Origin of the sequence: Agrobacterium leguminum (assembly GCF_015704895.1) — a bacterium.
In the GTDB taxonomy this organism is placed as follows: Bacteria; Pseudomonadota; Alphaproteobacteria; order Rhizobiales; family Rhizobiaceae; genus Agrobacterium; species Agrobacterium leguminum.
Window position 1 is genome coordinate 160792 of the sequence record NZ_JADQWB010000005.1, and the last position, 19414, is coordinate 180205.

26 protein-coding genes are annotated in these 19414 nt (G+C 59.5%); 7 read left to right on the forward strand and 19 right to left on the reverse strand.

The window, feature by feature from the left end; genetic code table 11:
• Positions 1–81: 81 nt before the first annotated feature.
• Positions 82–1398: a replication-associated recombination protein A gene (locus I3J13_RS10035; protein ID WP_196378713.1), complete on the reverse strand. Its 1317-nt coding sequence runs from the start codon at positions 1396–1398 to the stop codon at positions 82–84.
• The gene (locus I3J13_RS10040) at positions 1395–2801 is read right to left on the reverse strand and encodes a DegQ family serine endoprotease (protein ID WP_065655902.1); all 1407 of its coding nucleotides are present in this window, start codon (positions 2799–2801) and stop codon (positions 1395–1397) included. Before I3J13_RS10040 ends, I3J13_RS10035 begins: the two co-directional genes overlap by 4 nt.
• 174 nt (positions 2802–2975) lie before the next feature.
• Between I3J13_RS10040 and I3J13_RS10045 the strand changes: the two genes are divergently transcribed.
• Genes I3J13_RS10045 through I3J13_RS10055 form a run of 3 tightly spaced genes read left to right on the forward strand, consistent with a single transcriptional unit; the run spans position 2976 to position 4290 of the window.
• The gene (locus I3J13_RS10045; RefSeq protein WP_196378714.1) at positions 2976–3326 is read left to right on the forward strand and encodes a lysozyme inhibitor LprI family protein; all 351 of its coding nucleotides are present in this window, start codon (positions 2976–2978) and stop codon (positions 3324–3326) included.
• Positions 3327–3374: 48 nt separating this feature from the next.
• Positions 3375–3830 carry a MarR family winged helix-turn-helix transcriptional regulator gene (locus I3J13_RS10050; protein ID WP_196378715.1) on the forward strand — a complete coding sequence of 152 codons (456 nt, stop codon included), beginning with the start codon at positions 3375–3377 and terminating at the stop codon, positions 3828–3830.
• Positions 3831–3855: 25 nt separating this feature from the next.
• Positions 3856–4290, forward strand: a complete 435-nt coding sequence (locus tag I3J13_RS10055) for a hypothetical protein (protein ID WP_196378716.1) — start codon at positions 3856–3858, stop codon at positions 4288–4290.
• Positions 4291–4311: 21 nt separating this feature from the next.
• Here I3J13_RS10055 and I3J13_RS10060 read toward each other — a convergent pair whose 3' ends face one another.
• Entirely contained in the window at positions 4312–5313 is a 1002-nt protein-coding gene (locus I3J13_RS10060; RefSeq protein WP_196378717.1) for a serine hydrolase domain-containing protein, read from the reverse strand.
• Between the two features lie 229 nt (positions 5314–5542).
• Here I3J13_RS10060 and I3J13_RS10065 point away from each other — a divergent pair, with 229 nt between their 5' ends.
• Positions 5543–6025, forward strand: coding sequence for a GNAT family N-acetyltransferase (locus I3J13_RS10065; RefSeq protein WP_196378718.1), 483 nt, complete (start codon positions 5543–5545; stop codon positions 6023–6025).
• Positions 6026–6086: 61 nt separating this feature from the next.
• Here the strand turns inward: I3J13_RS10065 and ilvD are convergent, their stop codons facing one another.
• On the reverse strand, positions 6087–7922 hold the full coding sequence (gene ilvD, locus I3J13_RS10070; RefSeq protein WP_003521018.1) for a dihydroxy-acid dehydratase: 1836 nt from the start codon (positions 7920–7922) through the stop codon (positions 6087–6089).
• 312 nt (positions 7923–8234) lie between these two features.
• Here ilvD and msrP point away from each other — a divergent pair, with 312 nt between their 5' ends.
• Genes msrP through I3J13_RS10085 form a run of 3 tightly spaced genes read left to right on the forward strand, consistent with a single transcriptional unit; the run spans position 8235 to position 10161 of the window.
• Positions 8235–9176, forward strand: a complete 942-nt coding sequence (gene msrP / locus I3J13_RS10075) for a protein-methionine-sulfoxide reductase catalytic subunit MsrP (RefSeq protein ID WP_196378719.1) — start codon at positions 8235–8237, stop codon at positions 9174–9176.
• A 2-nt stretch (positions 9177–9178) separates the two neighbouring features.
• Positions 9179–9844 carry a protein-methionine-sulfoxide reductase heme-binding subunit MsrQ gene (gene msrQ, locus I3J13_RS10080; RefSeq protein WP_196378720.1) on the forward strand — a complete coding sequence of 222 codons (666 nt, stop codon included), beginning with the start codon at positions 9179–9181 and terminating at the stop codon, positions 9842–9844.
• Positions 9841–10161, forward strand: a complete 321-nt coding sequence (locus I3J13_RS10085; RefSeq protein ID WP_059760446.1) for a hypothetical protein — start codon at positions 9841–9843, stop codon at positions 10159–10161. The genes msrQ and I3J13_RS10085 overlap by 4 nt, the downstream gene beginning before the upstream one ends.
• 83 nt (positions 10162–10244) lie before the next feature.
• Here I3J13_RS10085 and rplQ read toward each other — a convergent pair whose 3' ends face one another.
• The 15 genes from rplQ to rplX form a co-directional block, all read right to left on the reverse strand.
• On the reverse strand, positions 10245–10670 hold the full coding sequence (gene rplQ / locus I3J13_RS10090) for a 50S ribosomal protein L17 (RefSeq protein ID WP_003521014.1): 426 nt from the start codon (positions 10668–10670) through the stop codon (positions 10245–10247).
• Positions 10671–10788: 118 nt separating this feature from the next.
• A complete protein-coding gene (locus I3J13_RS10095; protein ID WP_003495228.1) occupies positions 10789–11799 on the reverse strand; it encodes a DNA-directed RNA polymerase subunit alpha in 1011 nt (336 codons plus the stop codon).
• A 195-nt stretch (positions 11800–11994) separates the two neighbouring features.
• Positions 11995–12384 (reverse strand): 30S ribosomal protein S11, encoded by a 390-nt coding sequence (gene rpsK, locus I3J13_RS10100; protein WP_003521013.1) that lies wholly within the window; start codon positions 12382–12384, stop codon positions 11995–11997.
• 137 nt (positions 12385–12521) lie between these two features.
• On the reverse strand, positions 12522–12890 hold the full coding sequence (gene rpsM / locus I3J13_RS10105; protein WP_035263425.1) for a 30S ribosomal protein S13: 369 nt from the start codon (positions 12888–12890) through the stop codon (positions 12522–12524).
• A 302-nt stretch (positions 12891–13192) separates the two neighbouring features.
• Positions 13193–13783, reverse strand: coding sequence for an adenylate kinase (locus I3J13_RS10110; protein ID WP_003521011.1), 591 nt, complete (start codon positions 13781–13783; stop codon positions 13193–13195).
• Positions 13780–15120, reverse strand: coding sequence for a preprotein translocase subunit SecY (secY, locus tag I3J13_RS10115; protein ID WP_003521010.1), 1341 nt, complete (start codon positions 15118–15120; stop codon positions 13780–13782). Before secY ends, I3J13_RS10110 begins: the two co-directional genes overlap by 4 nt.
• 328 nt (positions 15121–15448) lie before the next feature.
• Positions 15449–15928 carry a 50S ribosomal protein L15 gene (gene rplO, locus I3J13_RS10120; protein ID WP_003521009.1) on the reverse strand — a complete coding sequence of 160 codons (480 nt, stop codon included), beginning with the start codon at positions 15926–15928 and terminating at the stop codon, positions 15449–15451.
• A 16-nt stretch (positions 15929–15944) separates the two neighbouring features.
• On the reverse strand, positions 15945–16151 hold the full coding sequence (rpmD, locus tag I3J13_RS10125) for a 50S ribosomal protein L30 (RefSeq protein ID WP_020812287.1): 207 nt from the start codon (positions 16149–16151) through the stop codon (positions 15945–15947).
• An 11-nt stretch (positions 16152–16162) separates the two neighbouring features.
• Complete coding sequence (gene rpsE, locus I3J13_RS10130) at positions 16163–16732, reverse strand: 30S ribosomal protein S5 (protein WP_004442585.1); 570 nt, start codon at positions 16730–16732, stop codon at positions 16163–16165.
• A 119-nt stretch (positions 16733–16851) separates the two neighbouring features.
• On the reverse strand, positions 16852–17214 hold the full coding sequence (gene rplR / locus I3J13_RS10135; RefSeq protein WP_003521008.1) for a 50S ribosomal protein L18: 363 nt from the start codon (positions 17212–17214) through the stop codon (positions 16852–16854).
• Positions 17215–17226: 12 nt separating this feature from the next.
• On the reverse strand, positions 17227–17760 hold the full coding sequence (gene rplF / locus I3J13_RS10140; RefSeq protein ID WP_003495204.1) for a 50S ribosomal protein L6: 534 nt from the start codon (positions 17758–17760) through the stop codon (positions 17227–17229).
• Positions 17761–17802: 42 nt separating this feature from the next.
• Positions 17803–18201, reverse strand: coding sequence for a 30S ribosomal protein S8 (gene rpsH / locus I3J13_RS10145; protein WP_003521007.1), 399 nt, complete (start codon positions 18199–18201; stop codon positions 17803–17805).
• A gap of 12 nt (positions 18202–18213) precedes the next feature.
• Positions 18214–18519, reverse strand: a complete 306-nt coding sequence (gene rpsN, locus I3J13_RS10150) for a 30S ribosomal protein S14 (protein ID WP_003507785.1) — start codon at positions 18517–18519, stop codon at positions 18214–18216.
• 33 nt (positions 18520–18552) lie between these two features.
• Positions 18553–19107 carry a 50S ribosomal protein L5 gene (gene rplE, locus I3J13_RS10155; protein WP_003495201.1) on the reverse strand — a complete coding sequence of 185 codons (555 nt, stop codon included), beginning with the start codon at positions 19105–19107 and terminating at the stop codon, positions 18553–18555.
• Positions 19100–19408 carry a 50S ribosomal protein L24 gene (rplX, locus tag I3J13_RS10160; RefSeq protein ID WP_003521006.1) on the reverse strand — a complete coding sequence of 103 codons (309 nt, stop codon included), beginning with the start codon at positions 19406–19408 and terminating at the stop codon, positions 19100–19102. The genes rplE and rplX overlap by 8 nt, the downstream gene beginning before the upstream one ends.
• Positions 19409–19414 lie beyond the last annotated feature (6 nt).

The following is a 19414-nucleotide window of genomic DNA, read 5'->3' on the forward strand; positions in this document are numbered from 1 at the left end:
TCGCGACTCTTTTTGCCAGCAGCCTGAATCTTTTTCTTAAGATCGGCCGCGATACGGCTTTCGGCGCAACCGCGTAAAATCCTAGCGCGATCCACGCTCGCGACGCAGCTTCGCCCACCATTCCAGACGCTTGCGGATTTCCCTTTCGAACCCCCGATCAGGCGGATCGTAAAAGGTCGTGCGCCCCATTTTCTCCGGGAAATAATCCTGCCCGGAAAAGGCATCCGGCTCGTCATGGTCGTAACGGTAACCGTCGCCATAACCCTCACCCTTCATGAGCTTGGTCGGCGCATTCAGAATATGTTTCGGCGGCACCAGCGAGCCGTTTTCCTTGGCCGCCCGCATCGCCGACTTGAAGGCCGTATAGACGGCGTTCGATTTCGGCGCGGTCGCGAGATAGACGCAGGCCTGCGCCAGCGCCAGCTCCCCCTCGGGTGAACCGAGATAATCATAGGCATCCTTGGCGGCATTGCAGACGGCGAGCGCCTGCGGATCGGCAAGGCCGATATCCTCCACCGCCATGCGCACCAGCCGCCGGCCGATATAGAGCGGGTCTTCACCGGCATCGAACATGCGGGCAAGATAATAAAGCGCGGCATCCGGATCCGAACCGCGCACCGACTTATGCAGCGCGGAAATGAGATTGTAATGGCCGTCCTGGCTCTTGTCGTAGACGGGCGCACGGCGCTGCACGATGCGCGTCAGCCCTTCGGTATCGAAGGTCTCATCCTTGCGCGCCGCACGCCAGACTTCCTCGGCAAGGGTCAGCACGGCGCGGCCATCGCCATCGGCCATGCGGATCAGGCTGGCCCGCGCCTCTTCCGTCAGCGGCAGGGGCTTGCCCTCCGCCTCCTCGGCACGCTTCAGAAGCTCGCTCAGGCTCTCCTCGTCATGCGAGCGGAATGTCAACACACGCGCGCGCGACAACAGAGCGGCATTGAGTTCAAAGGACGGGTTTTCGGTGGTGGCGCCCACCAGAATAATGGTGCCGTCTTCCATCACCGGCAGGAAGCTGTCCTGCTGGGCGCGGTTGAAGCGATGAATCTCGTCTACGAAAAGCAGCGTCTGCCGGCCATTCATCCGCCGTGTGCGCGCCGCCTCGAAAACCTTCTTGAGATCGGCGACACCGGAAAAGATCGCCGATATCTGCTCGAAAGCCAAACCCGCCTCGCCGGAAAGCAGGCGGGCAACCGTGGTCTTGCCGGTGCCGGGCGGCCCCCAGAAGATCATCGACCCCAGTGAGCCGCTATCGATCATGCGGCGCAGCACGCCCTCCTCGCCCGTCAGATGCGGCTGCCCGCTCACCTCCGCCAGCGTTTTCGGACGCAGACGATCGGCAAGAGGCCGCCGGTTGGCGACCTCCACGGGCACTTGCGGGGCGAAGAGATCGTCGCTCATCGCAGGAACTGCCGGATGCGCTGCCCGTCACGCAGGATTTCCACCCGCCAGAAGCCGGGATTGTCGTCCAGCGCCTTCTCGACAGCGGCGGTGGTGCCGATATCCGCGCCGTTCAGCGACAGGATCACGTCTTTCGGCTGGAAACCGACACGATAGGCCGGCGAACCGCGCTTCACATCGGTAATGACAACGCCGGTCACCTGCGACGGCATGCGCAGTTCATCGGCAAGCTTTGGCGAAAGATTGGCGACAGTCGCGCCGGCGAAGGGATTGCGGCCCTCGATCAGCCGTTCATCCCGCGGTGCGGTTTCCGGCGCGGTATCGAGCGCGATGGTCACCTTTTTCTCTTTGCCCTTGTCCATGACGGTCAGTTCGGCGGATTTGCCGATGCCGGCGGTCGTCAGGCGATAACCCAGCGCATCCGGATGCTCCACCTCGAAGCCATTGACGGCGGTAACCACCTGTCCGGGTTCGATGCCCGCCTTTTCGGCCGGCCCACCCTTGACGACGCTGACGACCAGCGCGCCGCGGGCGCGATGCAGACCAAGCGCCTCGGCGACATCCGATGTCACCGGATCGAAGGTCGCACCGATATAGGGCCGCTCGAAGCTTGCATCGCCACGTTCGGCGGCAGCGACGAAAACCCGGACCAGATTGGCGGGAATGGCAAAACCGATACCGTTCGAGCCGCCGCCCTTGGAGAAGATGGCCGTATTGATGCCGATCAGCTCACCCGCCATATTCATCAATGCGCCGCCGGAATTGCCGGGATTGATGGAAGCGTCGGTCTGGATGAAGAAGCCGAAATCGCCCTGCGTCACCTGGTTGCGCGCCAGACCAGAGACGATGCCGCTCGTCACCGTCTGGCCGACACCGAAGGGGTTGCCGATGGCCAGCACCAGATCACCCACTTCAATCGCATCGGAATTGCCGAGCGACAGCACCGGGAATTGCTCCTTCGCATCGATCTGCAGAATGGCGAGGTCGACGCGGTCATCCTTCAGCAACACCTTGGAGGAAAATTCACGCCCATCCGCCAGCGCTACCTTAATGTCATCGGCACCGTCGATGACGTGATTGTTGGTCACCACAAGGCCGCCAGCGGTCACGATGACGCCAGAGCCGAGCGACGATTGCTTTTCCGTGCGGTTCGGCATCTGCTGGCCGAAGAACTGTTCGAAGAAAGGATCACCGGCAAAGGGCGACAGACGCCGCTGCACGACGCGTTCGGCATAGACATTCACCACCGCGCCCGCGGTGCGCTTGACCAGCGGCGCGAAGGAAAGCTGCATTTCCGTGTGGCTCGACGGCACGGTCCTGTTATCCTGCGCCGCAGCACCCAAGGGCAGGAGAATGAGTGCGGCGAGAAAGCCGGTGGACAGATACTTCAACACGCTTCGCATGTGATTCCTCATCGTCATCAGTATGATGGAGTTATAACGCCAAAGCCTGTAAAGCAAAGAGCGGCAAGATGATGGCCGTCCTTTTCCAGGCATGGATCGGTGGGCGACATTGGAACCAACAGCGCCCCTTTTCGGTTTCACCGCCACCTGACTGTCCTTAAAAAGAGACGACTCATGCATCTGAAACCGATCCTCCTTGCCTGCGGCATCCTGCTTGCCCCCTCCTTCATTTCTCTGGCCAGCGCGGCGAGCTTCGATTGCGCAAAGACCGATCTGGCCGCGGATGAAAAGGCGATCTGCGACAACCGCATGCTGAACGATCAGGATGTGAAGATGGCCACCACCTTCGACATCCTCACCCAGCTGATGGCCATGGGCGCACGCGACACGCTGCGCGACGAGCAGAGCCAGTGGCTGAAGAAACGCCAGGAATGCGCAGCGGACGTCGCCTGCCTCACCGGCGCCTATGAAGAACGCATGAAACGTCTGGGCGAAGCCTTCCAGAGCATCAACCGGCCGCTGTAGCGCAAATCCGATATTGACAACATATTGTCAAAATGGCAATGTGTTGTCATGAAAACGGACAACACACACATTCTTTCCGCCCTGGCGGTGGCCATCTTTCGAACCAATGGCGCGTTGATCGCCGCGGGCGACGCCCTGTCTGCACCCTTCGGTCTCTCCAGTGCACGCTGGCAGGTTCTGGGCGCGGTGGCGCTTGCCGGCCAGCCTTTGACCGTGGCGCAGATCGCACGGAACATGGGCCAGACCCGGCAGGGTGTACAACGCCTCATCGATGAGATGGAACGACAGGACATTGTCTGCTTCGAAAACAATCCGCACCACAAGCGGGCCAAGCTCATTCGCCTTACCGAAAAGGGCGAGAATGCCTATGCCGCCACCATGCAGCAATGGAATGAACTCGCCGGCCGTTTAGCCACGGATATGCAGGCGGAGCAACTGAGTAACGCCGTAGACTGCCTGAACCAGCTTTTCGCCGGGCTGGACGCCGATCCGCCGCAAGGCTGATCCGATCTTCTAAAGGACTATATCGATGAGAACCCTTCATCCCGTCGCCGGCACGCTGGCGCTGGCGATCATACTCGCCTTTTGGTTATCCACCGCGCTCACCGAAATCTCCGGTTCCAGCGAAGCGATCCGTACCGTCAAGCTAGCCATTCCCTGGGGGTTTCTGGTGCTCGCACCCGCGCTTGCGGTCACGGGTTTCAGCGGCTTCCGCATGGGCGCGAAATGGAAACATCCGCTGGTCGCAGCCAAGAAGAAACGTATGCCGCTCATCGCACTGAACGGGCTGCTGATCCTCGTCCCCTGCGCGCTTGTGCTTCGGCATTTCGCCCTCTCAAACGATTACGGCCGGGTCTTCTACGCCGTTCAGGCGTTGGAGCTTTGCGCCGGGGCGCTCAATATCACCCTTCTCGCAAAAAGCCTCCGCAATGGCCTTCAGCTAAAACACCGTCTGGCCGCCTAGTTCGGCGTTTTGCGCATGAGATTATACCGCCCGGATGATGGTCTCCATAAGGCCATGCAACTGGTCGCGATAACCGGTTCGGGCGGAAGGTGCGTCCTCGCGAGAGGTCATCACGACCGATAGCCGTCTGGCGGGTACGATATAGAGCATCTGCCCGCCATAACCCCAGGCGTAATAGACCGTCTCGCTCGCCATTTCTTTGATGAACCAGCAATAGCCATAGCCGTCGCCGTTGAAGACGGAATTGGTGCGCTGCCGCCACGATTGCTCGATCCAGCCCTGCGAAATCAACCGCTCACCACCAGGTGTCACACCACCCAGGCGGTAAAGCTCACCGAAGGCCAGCAACGACCGCGCCGTCATCGCCATCTGGTTGCCGCCGAGATAGATGCCCTGCGGATCGCGCTCCCAGCCGCCGATGGAAAATCCCTCGAGCGGACGGAGCCAGTCGCGCGCAAGCGACAGCGTCGAACGGCCGGAAGCTTTTGTCAGGATCGCCGAGAGCAGATGAGTGGAGCCGGTGGAATAGAGCATACCGCCGCCCGGCTCCCCAGCAAAACCGGAACCCAGCGCCATCCGCACCCAGTTGCGGCTGGCGACCCAGCGGCCGTAATTAGGGCCGGACATGCGCTCCAGACCGGATTGCATCGACAGCAGGTTACCAACGGTGATCCGTTCCAGCCGGGGATCGGGATTTTGCGGAAAATCGCCGCGCAGAACAGTCGCGATCGGCTGGTCGGCGCCTTCGAGAATCTTGCGATCGATGGCCATGCCCACCAGCGCCGAGATGATCGATTTCGAGGCCGACTTGATATTGGTGGAGCCGTTCAAACCGGCGCCGTGATAGGCGCGGCTCGCGACCTCTTCGCCATCGATGCTGACGATGACCGCCTTGAGGCTGGAAAGCGCATCCGCCTCCCGCAGCAACGGATCGAAACGGATGCCATTGCCGGTGCTTTGCGCGCGGGCAAGCGGGGCGAAAGGCAGGGAAGCGATAAGGGCGAGTGCGGTTCGTCTTTTCATGTCACTGAGCTAGGAAGCCATACGGCGATGAAAAGAGGAAACGCCGCCAATCACTCCAATGTGACCTGATTTCAAGCACCGGATTTCCACACCCCAATTCGATGGCCTCGCGAAATCTCTATGAAAACAGGGCGTTGGCCTGCATTCCGGAATCGAGATGCAAAGCGCTTGAATCAGTTTCTGATCTTGAGGACTATTGCCCTGCCGCAAATGCAAAAGACGGGAAACGATGCCGCAACTGAAATCATCACGCCTTGTCCTGCGGCCTTTTAAAATGACGGACGCCTCGCCACTCGCCCGGCTGACGAACGACCCGCTCATTTTGCGCAATCTGCTGCGCACGGCCTACCCTTTCGAACCCGATGATGCACGGCATCTGATCAGGCGCATTGCTGAGCGTCGGCTGCCGGTGTGGGCGGTGGATGATGGCAGGCTGGTCGGTCTCATCGGCCTTTCAGGCGAATTCGGCCTTTGGCTTGATCGTCGTGTCTGGGGAAAGGGCTATGGAGAAGAAGCCGGACGCCTCGTCATCGATTATGCCTTTCAGCACTTGGGCATCAGAACCCTGCATGCCAATCCCCTGTTTGACAACAGGGCGTCGCACCGTCTGATGGACAAGCTGGGCTTTGTTGCGACCGGCCGTTCAAATGCCTTTTGCAGGCAACGGGGAAAAATCATGCCGCTTCGACCTTATCGGCTCGATAAAGAGTGATCGGCACAAAAAAGCCGCCGTTTATCAACGGCGGCTTTTTATCATCTCGCAAATCCGGAAATTATTCCGGCAGAATCCGCACCGCGCCCTTGTCGGCGCTCGAGGCAAAGGCCGCATAGGCCTTCAGCGCCGTGGTGACATTGCGCTTGCGTGGCGCTTCCGGCTTCCAGCCCAGTTCCTCCTGCTCGGCGCGGCGCGACGCCAGCTCCGCATCGGTGACCTTCAGGTTGATAGTGCGGTTCGGAATGTCGATCTCGATCAAGTCGCCCTGACGCACGAGGCCGATGGCGCCGCCCTGCGCCGCTTCCGGCGAGGCGTGACCGATGGAGAGGCCCGAAGTACCGCCAGAGAAACGGCCGTCGGTAATCAGCGCGCAGGCTTTGCCGAGGCCTTTGGATTTCAGATAGCTGGTCGGATAGAGCATTTCCTGCATGCCCGGCCCGCCCTTCGGCCCTTCGTAACGGATGACGACGACGTCGCCCGCCTTGACCTCGTTGCCGAGAATGCCCTTCACCGCCGCATCCTGACTTTCGTAAACCACTGCCGGACCGGTGAATTTCAGGATGGATTCATCGACGCCCGCCGTCTTCACGATGCAGCCGTCGAGCGCGATGTTGCCGTAAAGCACGGCCAGACCGCCATCCTTCGAAAAAGGCTTCTCGACCGAGCGGATGACGCCGTTTTCGCCGTCGGTATCCAGATCGTCCCAGCGCGAGGACTGGCTGAAGGCCACCTGCGTCGGCACGCCGCCGGGGGCGGCCTTGAAGAACTGGCGCACCGTCTCGCTGTTGGTGCGGGTGATGTCCCAGCGGTCGATGGCGTCGCCCAGCGTCGCCTCATGCACGGTATAGGTATCGCGATTGATGAGCCCACCGCGTTCCAGCTCGCCGAGAATACGCATGATGCCGCCGGCGCGGTGAACGTCTTCCATGTGCACGTCCTGCTTGGCAGGCGCGACCTTGGAAAGGCAGGGAACCTTGCGGGAAAGACGGTCGATGTCTTCCATGCCGAAATCGACACCGCCCTCATGCGCCGCCGCCAGAATATGCAGCACCGTGTTGGTGGAGCCGCCCATGGCGATATCCAGCGACATGGCGTTTTCGAATGCCGCCTTGTTGGCGATGGTGCGCGGCAGGACGGTTTCGTCCTCCTGCTCATAATAACGGCGCGCCAGATCGACGATCAGGTGACCGGCTTCGACGAACAGCCGCTTGCGATCGGAATGGGTGGCAAGCGTCGAACCGTTGCCGGGCAGCGAGAGACCCAGCGCCTCGGTCAGACAGTTCATGGAGTTGGCCGTGAACATGCCGGAACAGGAACCGCAGGTCGGGCAGGCCGAACGCTCGATGACCTTCACATCCTCGTCGGAAATCTTGTCGTCTGCAGCAGCAACCATGGCGTCGACCAGATCAAGCGCCACCGTCTTGCCATGCAGGACGACCTTGCCGGCCTCCATCGGACCGCCGGAAACGAAGACGGCGGGGATGTTGAGGCGCATCGCCGCATTCAGCATGCCGGGGGTGATCTTGTCGCAGTTGGAAATGCACACCATCGCATCGGCGCAATGGGCGTTGACCATATATTCCACCGAATCCGCGATGATCTCGCGCGACGGCAGCGAATAGAGCATGCCGTCATGGCCCATGGCGATACCGTCATCGACCGCGATGGTGTTGAATTCCTTGGCCACACCGCCGGCCGCCTCGATTTCGCGGGCAACGAGCTGGCCGAGATCCTTCAGATGCACATGGCCCGGCACGAACTGCGTGAAGGAATTGACCACCGCGATGATCGGCTTGCCGAAATCGCTGTCCTTCATGCCGGTGGCGCGCCAAAGGCCGCGCGCGCCCGCCATGTTGCGGCCGTGGGTTGTCGTTCTGGAGCGATAGGCTGGCATGGTGCTTTCCTCAATCTCTTGGGCGAAGACGCGTCTTCCGCAACGCGGTCAAAACGGCCTCTGCCCTATTTTGCGGTTTTTCTAGCGCAAACCGCAAGCCCTGTCACTGTCACCTTGGGGCAAAACAGTACGGTTCGGTACGGTACGCTTTCTCTTCATCGTGCTATCCGGCCGCGCCTTCATCACAAATGCGCGATTTCCGCCGCCCCACCGTTGTTTTTCCGCAGAGCGCTGAAACATATCTGTGCAGCGGCCGTATTGGCTATCATAATCGATTTATCGCCGATGTACCCGGCTTTTGTGGAGGTTCCAATGCCCGCCTATCGCCCGCCCCTCATCTCGGCAAATGAAATCACGCCGAAGAATATCTACCTGTCCAGACGTGGCTTCCTCGGCACGGCGGCGGGGCTGGCGGCAATCGGGCTGGCCGGACGCGAGGCTGTTGCTGCTCCGCTTTCCGCAAAACCCGGCGCCTACAAGCTGGATGAGAAGCTCACCCCGCTCGATGCTGTCACCAGCTATAATAATTTCTACGAATTCGGTGTCGGAAAATCCGACCCGAAGGAAAATTCCGGCAAGTTCAAGCCTACCCCCTGGACGGTGAAGGTGGATGGCCTCGTCTCCAAACCGCAGGAATTCGGCATCGAAGACCTAATGAAATATCCCCTCGAAGAGCGCACCTATCGCATGCGCTGTGTCGAGGGCTGGTCGATGGTCATTCCGTGGATCGGTTTCCCGCTCGCCACCCTTCTCGACAAGGTGGAGCCGCTTGGCAGCGCGAAATATGTCGCTTTCGAAACCGTGGTGCGGCCGGACGAAATGCCGGGGCAAAGCGGCCTGTTCCAGCCTCTCTCCTGGCCCTATGTCGAGGGGCTTCGCCTCGATGAAGCACGCCATCCGCTCACCATTCTCGCCGTCGGCCTTTATGGAGAGACGCTGCCGAACCAGAACGGTGCACCGATCCGCCTCGTCGTGCCGTGGAAATACGGTTTCAAGGGCATCAAATCCATCGTCCGCATTTCGCTGGTCGAAAAACAGCCGGAAACGACCTGGAAAAATTCCAATGCCCGCGAATATGGCTTCTATTCCAACGTCAATCCGAATGTGGACCATCCGCGCTGGAGCCAGGCGACGGAACAGCGCATCGGTGAAGGCGGTTTCTTTGGCACCCAGAACCGCCCTACCCTGATGTTCAACGGTTATGACGAGGTGGCGAGCCTCTATGCCGGCATGGACCTGAAAGCGAATTATTGACCATGGCCTTCGCCCTGCCTCTTCCCTCGCTGCCGAAGCGTTACCAGCCGGCGGCCATCTGGTCGCTTTATGTGATCGGCCTCTGTCCGGGTGTCTGGTATTTCTATCTCGCCGCAACCGGCGGCCTCGGCTTCAATCCGGTCAAGGATTTCGAACACCTGCTCGGCATCTGGGCGCTGCGCTTCCTGTGCCTCGGGCTTCTGGTAACGCCGCTGCGCGATCTCTTCAACGTTAATCTCATCGCCTATCGCCGCGCGCTGGGGCTGATCGCCTTTTATTACGTGCTGGCGCATTTCACCGTCTATCTGGTGCTGGATCGCGGCCTGATCCTCGGTTCCATCGCCGGCGATATTCTGAAGCGCCCCTATATCATGCTCGGCATGGCCGGCCTTCTCATGCTCATACCGCTGGCGCTCACCTCCAACCGCTGGTCGATCCGCAAACTCGGCAGCCGCTGGAACACGCTGCACAAACTCGTCTATCTCGTGCTCATCGTCGGCGTGCTGCATTTCGTGCTGGCGCGAAAGTCGATCACGCTGGAGCCGGTGTTTTATATCAGCACGATGGTGGTATTGCTCGGCTATCGGCTGGTACGGCCCTCGATCATGGCAAGGAAGCGGGGGAGACGCGCTGACAAGAACTCTCTGCAACGCCCATCACGATCATGAAGCCGACCGATCAAAACCTCCGAACTGCCCACCGCCCTGAAATCTCCATTTCCGGTCAAACGGCTCTCTCCGAAATATTCAACACAATGGCAACTGGCGCGGCTTTCGACCCTGCTCGAATTGGCCGCGCCTTAAACAGTGCTCATCGGCAGGCGTTATCAGGGCTTGTTGAACGCATTGAGAACGACGACGTTAAAGAAGAAGACCTGCAAAGGCTCTGGCTCGCGCATCATGTTTCGGACCGCATTGTTCTGATGGCCACACTTGTTGACCTTATTCGTCAAATCAGCCGCTACTTGCCGGGTCGACAGCCTTAAATCCGGAAAGTGAAGCAACAAAAAAAGCCGGGCGATCTCTCGCCCGGCTTTTTTAACTCATGACGCCTGAACGGCGTCAAACCTTATGCAGCTTCGGCAGCAGCAGCTTCAGCGGCAACGCGAGCCTTGTCGGCGGCGCCCTTGGCGTCAACGTCGCGCTCGACGAATTCGATGACGGCGAGAGCGGCATTGTCGCCCTGGCGGAAGCCGGCCTTCATGATACGCAGGTAGCCGCCGTTGCGGTTTGCGTAGCGGGCTGCGATCGCGTCGAACAGCTTGCGAACGGCGTCCTGATCCTTGATCTGCGAGATCGCCTGACGACGAGCGTGCAGGTCGCCGCGCTTGCCGAGGGTGACGAGCTTCTCAACGATCGGGCGAATTTCCTTCGCCTTCGGAAGCGTGGTTACGATCTGCTCATGGGTGATGAGCGAAGCAGCCATGTTGGCAAACATTGCCTTGCGGTGGCTGGCGGTTCTATTGAGCTTGCGGCCTGAATTACCGTGGCGCATTGCTATTCTCCTTCTACGCAGGTTCCTTCTCTAAGGCCTGCCGTTTCCTGGCACATGCAGATGACTTATCTGCTGTTTGACGGGGAAAGGCAGTCTTTGAGGTCTGCCTTCTTGTTTGTTAGTACTGGTCTTCGTAACGCTTTGCGAGATCTTCGATGTTCTCAGGCGGCCATGCCGGCACTTCCATGCCGAGGTGCAGACCCATGGAAGCGAGAACTTCCTTGATTTCGTTCAGCGACTTGCGACCGAAGTTCGGCGTGCGAAGCATTTCGGCTTCGGTCTTCTGGATCAGGTCGCCGATATAAACGATGTTGTCGTTCTTCAGGCAGTTTGCCGAACGAACGGACAGCTCGAGCTCGTCCACCTTCTTGAGAAGCGCCGGGTTGAACGCGAGTTCGGTAACCGATTCTTCTTCTGCTTCCTTCTGCGGCTCGTCGAAGTTGACGAAGACGCCGAGCTGGTCCTGAAGAATGCGAGCGGCGAAGGCAACGGCGTCTTCGCCGGAAACCGAACCGTTGGTCTCGATCGTCATGATCAGCTTGTCATAGTCGAGAACCTGGCCTTCACGGGTGTTTTCCACCTTGTAGGACACTTTCTTGACCGGAGAATAGAGGCTGTCCACCGGAATGAGGCCAATCGGGGCATCTTCCGCGCGGTTGCGCTCAGCCGGTACGTAACCCTTGCCGTTGTTGACGGTGAATTCCATGCGGATTTCAGCGCCATCGTCCAGCGTGCAGATCACGTGGTCGGGGTTCAGGATCTCGATATCGCCAACCGTCTGGATGTCACCAGCGGTCACGGCGCCCGGACCCTGCTTGCGCACGACCATGCGCTTGGAATCATCGCCGTCCATCTTGATGGCGATTTCCTTGATGTTGAGCACGATATCCGTCACATCTTCCCGAACGCCGGGGATGGAGGAGAATTCGTGCAGGACACCGTCGATCTGCACGGCCGTCACAGCGGCGCCACGCAGAGAAGACAACAGAACGCGACGCAGCGCGTTGCCGAGGGTAAGACCGAAACCACGCTCCAGCGGCTCGGCAACGAGCGTTGCCTTGGTGCGGCTGGACGAGGTGAACTCGACCTTGTTCGGCTTGATAAGTTCCTGCCAGTTCTTCTGAATCATCTTTAAACCTTCCGTTCGCCGCCACCATCCAATCGTGACGGACCGAGCATGAAAACACCGAGAGGAACCTAATTCAGCGGTTCATCGGTGGGTTCTTGAGCGCAAGTCCGCCGATCGAAATCGACGCGCACACGCCAGATACACGAAAATTCCGCCAGACCTGAGGTAAGGCGGAATTTCCGAACCACGGTCGCGTCAGACGCGGCGCTTCTTGCGCGGACGGCAACCGTTGTGCGGGATCGGCGTCACGTCGCGAATGGAAGTGATCATGAAACCGGCAGCCTGGAGAGCGCGAAGTGCCGATTCACGGCCGGAACCCGGACCGCAAACTTCAACTTCAAGCGACTTCATGCCGTGTTCCTGAGCCTTCTTCGCGCAATCTTCAGCAGCGATCTGGGCAGCGAACGGGGTCGACTTGCGCGAACCCTTGAAGCCCTTGGCACCAGCGGACGACCAGGCAATAGCATTGCCCTGTGCGTCGGTGATGGTGATCATCGTGTTGTTGAAGGTCGAGTTGACGTGCGCGACGCCCGACGTGATGTTCTTACGTTCGCGACGGCGAATACGTGCGGCTTCCTTGGCCATTTTATACCTTTCATTGATCTCTTCACCGCCGTAACACCAGCGGCTACACCGGCGATCAACCCCATCGGAGCTTCACGCCAAACTCAGAAAGGCTGGCGCGGACTGCACCAGCCTCCCCTTTCCGGAGAACCGGAAAATTACTTCTTCTTACCAGCGATAGCCTTCGCCGGACCCTTGCGGGTGCGGGCGTTGGTGTGCGTGCGCTGACCGCGGACCGGAAGGCCACGACGGTGACGCAGGCCGCGGTAGCAACCGAGGTCCATCAGACGCTTGATGTTCATCGAGGTCTCACGACGCAGGTCGCCTTCGACCTGGTAGTCGCGGTCGATGGCTTCGCGGATCTGAAGAACTTCAGCATCCGTCAGCTGATGAACGCGCTTCTCAGCCGGAAGACCGACCTTGTCCATGATTTCCTGCGCGAATTTCGGACCGATCCCGTGAATGTAGGTCAGCGCAATAACAACGCGCTTCGCGGTCGGGATGTTGACGCCAGCGATACGTGCCACGTCTCTTCTCCTTGGTTCCAGTTGCCATCCGGCAAGTGGTGATTCCATTCGAGCGGCCGACAAGACCGCCAGTTCAAATTGGTGTCCGTGACAAGTCAAAACGACCGAACCCGGATCTCCCTTCCCTTAGGGAAATCCGCGCCAGTCGCTTGGGATGTCGCGAGTTGGCGCGGTGTTTAACGGAATCAGCGCAAAAAAGCAACCGGCTCCGCCAAGATTCTTTTACGATCCAAAGGATCTGCCGCCATGCGCAAGCGAGATATGGGCAAGAGCGCAACAGCCCCGCCCATCCGCTCCGTCGATCAGGCGGAAGCTTTCTCGAGAACGCGCTCGATAGCCTCGGTGACGGCATCGACGTCAGCCATGCCATCCAGCGTCACGAGCTCGCCCTGTTCGCTGTAATAGGCGGACAGCGGCGCGGTCTTCTCGCGATATTCCGTCAGGCGCTTGCGGAACGCTTCCGGATTGTCATCCGAGCGAACCGTACCGCCGGCGGCAATGGTTTCAGCCACGCGGTTTTCGATTCGGCGAATCAACGCCTCTTCGTCCACCTTGAGTTCGATGACGGCATCGAGGACCAGATTCTTCTTGCGCATGTTCTCGGCAAGCGCCTTGGCCTGCGGAACGGTGCGCGGATAGCCGTCGAGAATAAAGCCCTTGGCACAGTCCGGTGCTTCGATGCGTTCGGAAACGATCTGATTGACGATATCGTCGGAAACAAGCCCGCCGGCGTCCATGACGGCCTTGGCGCGTTTGCCGATTTCGGTGCCCGCGCTGACCGCAGCGCGAAGCATGTCACCGGTGGAAAGCTGCGGGATCCCGTACTTGTCCGTCAGCCGCTTGGCCTGGGTTCCCTTGCCCGCACCCGGCGGACCCAAAAATATCAGTCTCATCGTCCCCTCTTTCCTCCACGCAACTTCGACTTCTTGATCAGCCCTTCATACTGCTGCGCGATCAGGTGGCCCTGAATTTGCGCAACCGTATCCAGAGTTACACTGACAACGATCAAAAGCGAAGTACCACCAAGGGCTAATGGAATGCCCGTGCGTGCGATAAGTGTCTCAGGAAGGATACAGACGAAGACAAGATAAATCGCGCCGACCACCGTGATGCGGGTCAGGACGTAATCGATGTACTCCGCGGTGCGCTCGCCCGGACGGATGCCCGGAATGAAGCCACCATGCTTCTTGAGGTTATCTGCGGTGTCCTTCGGATTGAAGACGATCGCCGTATAGAAAAACGCAAAGAACGCGATCAGCAGGCCGTAGAGCGCCATGAACAGCGGCTGTCCGTGCTGCAGCGACGCGATGATCGAGGTTGCCCAGCCCGGCAGGTTGGTGTTTCCGGCAAAACCCGCAGCCGTTGCCGGCAGCAGCAGCAGCGACGATGCGAAGATCGCGGGAATGACGCCGGCCGTGTTGAGCTTCAGCGGCAGATGCGAGGTATCGCCCTGGAACATGCGATTGCCGACCTGTCGCTTCGGATATTGGATCAACAGGCGGCGCTGCGCGCGCTCCACGAAGACGATGAGCGCGATGACGCCGATGGCGACCACAACCACCGTCAGGATGAGCGGGGTGGAAAGCGCACCGGTACGGCCGAGTTCCAGCGTGCCGGCCAGAGCCTTGGGCAGGCCTGCGGCAATGCCCGCGAAGATGATCAGCGAAATACCGTTGCCGATACCGCGCGAGGTGATCTGCTCACCCAGCCACATCAGGAACATCGTGCCGCCGAGCAGCGTGATGACGGTGGAAATGCGGAAGAACCAGCCCGGATCGACCACGAGGCCGTTACCGCTTTCGAGGCCGACCGCAATGCCATAGGCCTGCAGCGTGCCGAGCAGCACCGTGCCGTAGCGCGTATACTGGTTGATGATCTTGCGGCCGGCTTCGCCTTCCTTCTTCAACGCTTCGAGCGAGGGCACGACCGAGGTCATGAGCTGCACGATGATCGAAGCGGAGATGTAAGGCATGATGCCGAGCGCGAAGATCGCCATGCGCTCGACGGCGCCACCCGCAAACATGTTGAAAAGACCGAGAATACCGTTGGCCTGGCCACGGAAGGCCTGCGCATAGGCTTCGGGGTTCAGGCCCGGAAGCGGAATGTGGGTGCCGAGACGGTAGACGAGAAGTGCGGCAAGAGTAAACCAGAGACGCTTTTTCAGATCCTCCGCCTTAGCGAAGGTCGAAAAATTCAGGTTCGAAGCCAGTTGTTCCGCTGCTGAAGCCATAAATTTCTCCGAATGACCCTTGCCAGCCAGCGCAACCGGCCGATGCGGAAAGGTCTAAAAGATACTGGTCAAAACCGGGCTTCGGACAAATGCGGCTCTCAGCCGCCATCATGCCTCACCCTGTTTTTTATGTCCTATCCCCTCCCCTACGGAAGTTCAAGAACTGTGAGGCTCTCCCTGCAGCACTTTCTGCCGCAAGCGGGGCCGTGGAAGCACACCGCGAAGAGATTGCCCTGATGCTCTATAAATCGATTTAGATCGAAAGCACCATAGGCCAGGGAGCGCAAACGCCCGGAGCGACGAGCCCCGGGCGTCTGAAGTCTATATATTACTCGGCGGCTTCTGCTGCAACTGCGAGAAGCTTGATCGAACCGCCAGCCTTTTCGATCTTTTCGATTGCGGGCTTGGAAGCGCCGGCAACTTCGAAAGCGACCTTGGCCTTCAGCTCGCCGTCGGCGAGAATGCGTACGCCGTCCTTGGCGCGGCGGATAACGCCGGCAGCCTTGAGAGCAGCGGCATCGATCGTTGCGGAAGCGTCAAGCTTCTTGGCGTCGATGGCGGTCTGAATGCGGCCGAGCGATACGACAACATATTCGGAAGCGAAGATGTTGTTGAAACCGCGCTTCGGCAGACGACGGTAGATGGGCATCTGACCGCCTTCGAAACCGTTGATGGCGACGCCCGAACGAGCCTTCTGGCCCTTCACACCGCGACCACCGGTCTTGCCCTTGCCGGAACCGATACCGCGACCTACGCGGATACGGTCCTTGGAGGCGCCTTCGTTGTCTCTGATTTCATTGAGTTTCATGATAGGTTACTCCGTCTCACTTCTCGTCAACGACGCGAACGAGATGCTGGACCGCACGGATCATGCCGCGAACCGCCGGAGTGTCTTCCAGGGTGCGCTGACGATGCATCTTGTTGAGACCCAGGCCGATCAGCGTCTGGCGCTGGATTGCCGGGCGGCGAATGGGGCTGCCGATCTGTTCGACCGTAACAGTCTTCTTGGCTTCAGTAGTCTTCTTGGCCATGATCCAGCTCCTTATTCTTCAGAAGCGTTGCCGGAAGCGGCACGACGAGCCTGAAGGGTCGCATACTTCAGACCGCGCTGTGCAGCGATGTCCTTCGGATGAACCTGATGCTTCAGAGCGTCGAACGTAGCGCGAACCATGTTGTACGGGTTCGAAGAACCGGTCGACTTGGCAACAACGTCATGAACGCCGAGCGTTTCGAAAACGGCGCGCATCGGACCACCGGCGATGATACCGGTACCGGCCTTGGCCGAACGCAGCAGAACCTTGCCTGCGCCGTGACGGCCATTGACGTCGTGGTGCAGCGTGCGGCCATCGCGCAGCGGAACGAAGATCAGATCGCGCTTTGCGCTTTCGGTTGCCTTGCGGATCGCTTCCGGAACTTCACGAGCCTTGCCGTGACCGAAGCCAACGCGGCCCTTCTGGTCGCCAACGACGACGAGAGCGGCGAAGCCGAAGCGACGGCCACCCTTAACAACCTTTGCAACGCGGTTGATCGCGACCAGCTTGTCGACGAATTCGCTATCGCGCTCTTCGCGGTTCTGACGCTCTTCGCGGGAACCTCTTTTATCCTGTGCCATTGTCCTTGTCCTTTTTCTTTTGCGGGTGGAACGGCAAACGAAAAGACCAGCGGTCCCAATGAAGAGATCCGCATGGTCCGGTGAAATTCCGCCCGGATCGTTGTCCGGGCGGAAAAAAATCAGAAGTTCAGGCCGCCTTCGCGGGCAGCGTCTGCCAGGGCCTTGATACGGCCGTGGTAGATGAACGCGCCACGGTCGAATACGACATCCTTGACGCCAGCCTTGACGCCACGCTCGGCAACCAGCTTGCCTACGACAGTTGCTGCTGCAACGTCGGCGCCGGTCTTGAGCGAGCCGCGCAGATCGGCTTCGAGCGTGGAGGCAGACGCAAGCGTCTTGCCAGCAACGTCATCGATGATCTGGGCGTAGATGTTCTTCGACGAGCGATGAACCGACAGGCGCGGGCGGCCGTTGGCAACCGCCTTGATCTGGCGGCGCACACGGCTCGCGCGACGTGCAAGTGCTTCTTTCCTGCTAGCCATTTCGCGTGATCCTTACTTCTTCTTGCCTTCTTTGCGGACAATACGCTCTTCAGCGTACTTCACGCCCTTGCCCTTGTAGGGCTCGGGACCGCGGTATTCGCGGATTTCCGCGGCTACCTGGCCAACCTGCTGCTTGTTGATGCCGGAAACGATGATTTCCGTGGGCTTCGGAACGGCAATGGTGATGCCGACCGGCGGCTCGTAAACAACATCGTGGGAGAAGCCGAGAGCCAGTTGCAGGTTCTTGCCCTGCATGGCGGCACGGTAACCGACGCCGTTGATTTCGAGCTTGCGCTCATAGCCGTCCTTAACACCCTTGAAGATGTTCTCGATCATCGTGCGGGACATGCCCCACTTCGAACGAGCTTCCTTGGTGCCGTTAGCCGGCGTTACGGAAACGCCGTTATCTTCGAGCTTCAGCTGAATGTCGTCGTTAGCGACGAAAAACAGTTCACCCTTCGGGCCCTTAGCAGTAACCTTCTGGCCGTCGACATTGGCCGTCACACCTGCTGGAACCGGAACGGGCTTTTTACCGATACGAGACATTATTCAATCCTGTCTGTTCGTTATGGAGATCCTTGCCCAGTCTTAGAAGACCGAGCAAAGAACCTCGCCACCAACGTTCTGTTCGCGAGCCTGGTGATCGGCCATCACGCCCTTCGGGGTCGAAAGGATGGTGATGCCGAGGCCGTTCGCGACCTGCGGAATGGACTTTACCGAGACATAAACCCGGCGGCCCGGCTTGGAAACGCGGCCGATCTCACGGATCACGGACGCGCCTTCGTAGTACTTCAGCTCGATCGTGAATTCGGACTTGCCGTTTTCGAAATCGACCTTGGAATAACCGCGAATGTAGCCTTCAGCCTGCAGCACGTCGAGAACGCGTGCGCGGAGGCTGGAAGCCGGCGTGCTTACCGAAGACTTGCGGCGAGCAGCACCATTGCGGATGCGGGTGAGCATATCACCCAAAGGATCAGTCATGGTCATGTGCCCGTCTCCTTACCAGCTCGACTTGACAATGCCCGGCACCTTGCCGGAATTGCCCAGCTCACGAAGCGCGATACGCGACATCTTGAGCTTGCGATAGAACGCGCGCGGACGGCCCGTTACTTCGCAGCGGTTGCGGATACGCGTCTTCGAGCCGTCACGCGGCAGCGAAGCGAGCTTCAGAGTGGCCTTGAACCGGTCTTCGATCGGAAGGGACTGGTTCATCACGATCGCCTTCAGTGCGGCGCGCTTGGCGGCCTGCTGGGCGACCGACTTGCGGCGGCGCTTGTTCTTTTCAACTGCGCTTGTTTTCGCCATATCGGAGTTCCTTTTCTACGCTCGTCGTTACGGTTAGTGACGGAACGGGAAGTTGAACTCTGTCAGCAGAGCCCGAGCTTCGTCGTCCGACGTCGCCGTCGTGCAAACGATGATGTCCATGCCCCACATCTGATCAACCTTATCGTAGTTGATCTCAGGGAACACAATGTGTTCCTTGATGCCCATGGCGAAGTTGCCACGGCCGTCAAAGCTCTTCGGGTTCAGGCCCCGGAAGTCGCGAACGCGCGGAAGCGCGATGTTGACCAGACGATCAAGGAATTCGTACATGCGGGCGCCACGAAGGGTAACCTTCGCACCGATCGGCATGCCTTCGCGAACCTTGAAACCTGCGATCGAGTTGCGAGCGCGGGTAACGACCGGCTTCTGGCCGGCGATCGCAGCCAGGTCACCGGCAGCGATGGTGGGCTTCTTGGAGTCGGCAGTCGCCTCGCCAACACCCATGTTGATCACGATCTTTTCAAGCTTCGGGATCATCATCACGTTGGCGTAGGAGAACTTCTCCTGCATGGCGCCACGGATACGGGAAACGTATTCCGTCTTGAGACGCGGCTCGTACTTATCAGCCATCGATCACTTCTCCCGAACGCTTGGCCACGCGGACCTTCTTGCCATCCACAACCGAGAAGCCAACGCGGGTCGGCTTGCCATCCTTGTCGACGATGGCGATGTTGGAGATGTGCAAGGATGCTTCCTTGTTGATGATGCCGGCTTCCTGGGCCTGGGTCTGGCGCTGGTGACGCTTCACCATGTTAACGCCACGCACAACGGCCCGATCTTCCTTCGGCAAAACCTGGATTACTTCGCCGGTACGGCCCTTGTCCTTACCGGTCAATACGACAACCTTGTCGCCTTTACGAATCTTCTGCATCGCATT

Coding starts and splice junctions, on each gene's coding strand:
- I3J13_RS10035 (WP_196378713.1), bottom strand. CDS start 1,398: ATGAGCGACGATCTCTTCGCCCCGCAAGTGCCCGTGGAGGTCGCCAAC.
- I3J13_RS10040 (WP_065655902.1), bottom strand. CDS start 2,801: ATGCGAAGCGTGTTGAAGTATCTGTCCACCGGCTTTCTCGCCGCACTC.
- I3J13_RS10045 (WP_196378714.1), top strand. CDS start 2,976: ATGCATCTGAAACCGATCCTCCTTGCCTGCGGCATCCTGCTTGCCCCC.
- I3J13_RS10050 (WP_196378715.1), top strand. CDS start 3,375: ATGAAAACGGACAACACACACATTCTTTCCGCCCTGGCGGTGGCCATC.
- I3J13_RS10055 (WP_196378716.1), top strand. CDS start 3,856: ATGAGAACCCTTCATCCCGTCGCCGGCACGCTGGCGCTGGCGATCATA.
- I3J13_RS10060 (WP_196378717.1), bottom strand. CDS start 5,313: ATGAAAAGACGAACCGCACTCGCCCTTATCGCTTCCCTGCCTTTCGCC.
- I3J13_RS10065 (WP_196378718.1), top strand. CDS start 5,543: ATGCCGCAACTGAAATCATCACGCCTTGTCCTGCGGCCTTTTAAAATG.
- ilvD (WP_003521018.1), bottom strand. CDS start 7,922: ATGCCAGCCTATCGCTCCAGAACGACAACCCACGGCCGCAACATGGCG.
- msrP (WP_196378719.1), top strand. CDS start 8,235: ATGCCCGCCTATCGCCCGCCCCTCATCTCGGCAAATGAAATCACGCCG.
- msrQ (WP_196378720.1), top strand. CDS start 9,179: ATGGCCTTCGCCCTGCCTCTTCCCTCGCTGCCGAAGCGTTACCAGCCG.
- I3J13_RS10085 (WP_059760446.1), top strand. CDS start 9,841: ATGAAGCCGACCGATCAAAACCTCCGAACTGCCCACCGCCCTGAAATC.
- rplQ (WP_003521014.1), bottom strand. CDS start 10,670: ATGCGCCACGGTAATTCAGGCCGCAAGCTCAATAGAACCGCCAGCCAC.
- I3J13_RS10095 (WP_003495228.1), bottom strand. CDS start 11,799: ATGATTCAGAAGAACTGGCAGGAACTTATCAAGCCGAACAAGGTCGAG.
- rpsK (WP_003521013.1), bottom strand. CDS start 12,384: ATGGCCAAGGAAGCCGCACGTATTCGCCGTCGCGAACGTAAGAACATC.
- I3J13_RS10110 (WP_003521011.1), bottom strand. CDS start 13,783: ATGAGACTGATATTTTTGGGTCCGCCGGGTGCGGGCAAGGGAACCCAG.
- secY (WP_003521010.1), bottom strand. CDS start 15,120: ATGGCTTCAGCAGCGGAACAACTGGCTTCGAACCTGAATTTTTCGACC.
- rplO (WP_003521009.1), bottom strand. CDS start 15,928: ATGAAACTCAATGAAATCAGAGACAACGAAGGCGCCTCCAAGGACCGT.
- rpmD (WP_020812287.1), bottom strand. CDS start 16,151: ATGGCCAAGAAGACTACTGAAGCCAAGAAGACTGTTACGGTCGAACAG.
- rpsE (WP_004442585.1), bottom strand. CDS start 16,732: ATGGCACAGGATAAAAGAGGTTCCCGCGAAGAGCGTCAGAACCGCGAA.
- rplR (WP_003521008.1), bottom strand. CDS start 17,214: ATGGCTAGCAGGAAAGAAGCACTTGCACGTCGCGCGAGCCGTGTGCGC.
- rplF (WP_003495204.1), bottom strand. CDS start 17,760: ATGTCTCGTATCGGTAAAAAGCCCGTTCCGGTTCCAGCAGGTGTGACG.
- rpsH (WP_003521007.1), bottom strand. CDS start 18,201: ATGACCATGACTGATCCTTTGGGTGATATGCTCACCCGCATCCGCAAT.
- rpsN (WP_003507785.1), bottom strand. CDS start 18,519: ATGGCGAAAACAAGCGCAGTTGAAAAGAACAAGCGCCGCCGCAAGTCG.
- rplE (WP_003495201.1), bottom strand. CDS start 19,107: ATGGCTGATAAGTACGAGCCGCGTCTCAAGACGGAATACGTTTCCCGT.
- rplX (WP_003521006.1), bottom strand. CDS start 19,408: ATGCAGAAGATTCGTAAAGGCGACAAGGTTGTCGTATTGACCGGTAAG.